This is a genomic window from Pseudoalteromonas sp. GW168-MNA-CIBAN-0100 (assembly GCF_040309225.1).
GTDB classification, from domain to species: Bacteria; Pseudomonadota; Gammaproteobacteria; order Enterobacterales; family Alteromonadaceae; genus Pseudoalteromonas; species Pseudoalteromonas arctica.
Genome location: NZ_JBEOOL010000473.1, coordinates 1 through 280, shown reverse-complemented (window position 1 = coordinate 280; position 280 = coordinate 1). Strand labels below are relative to the sequence as shown.

Genomic DNA, 280 nt, shown 5'->3' with positions numbered 1-280 from the left:
CCTATTTGCTTAGAGTGCGCGCCTTTAATTTTATTAACTTCGCTGCTGCTAAAGCGGGTTAACCCACGAGCAATAAGTTGTTTGTCGCTATTTATTACACTTATTAGATCGCCGCGCTCAAATGCCCCCAACGCATTGGTCACGCCTTTAGCAAGTAAGCTTGCACCTTTAGTTTGCAGCGCGGTTATTGCACCGGCATCAATAACAATTTGCCCGCTACTTTTAGGTCCAGCGAGTAACCACTTTTTACGCCCTTCTTTTGGCGCAGTGAGCTTTAAAA

1 protein-coding gene is annotated in these 280 nt (G+C 45.4%); it reads right to left on the bottom strand.

The annotated features are described in order from the left end of the window. On the bottom strand, nt 1-280 hold a 280-nt coding region (locus tag AAEY62_RS22015; RefSeq protein WP_350636528.1), incomplete at both ends, for a PUA domain-containing protein.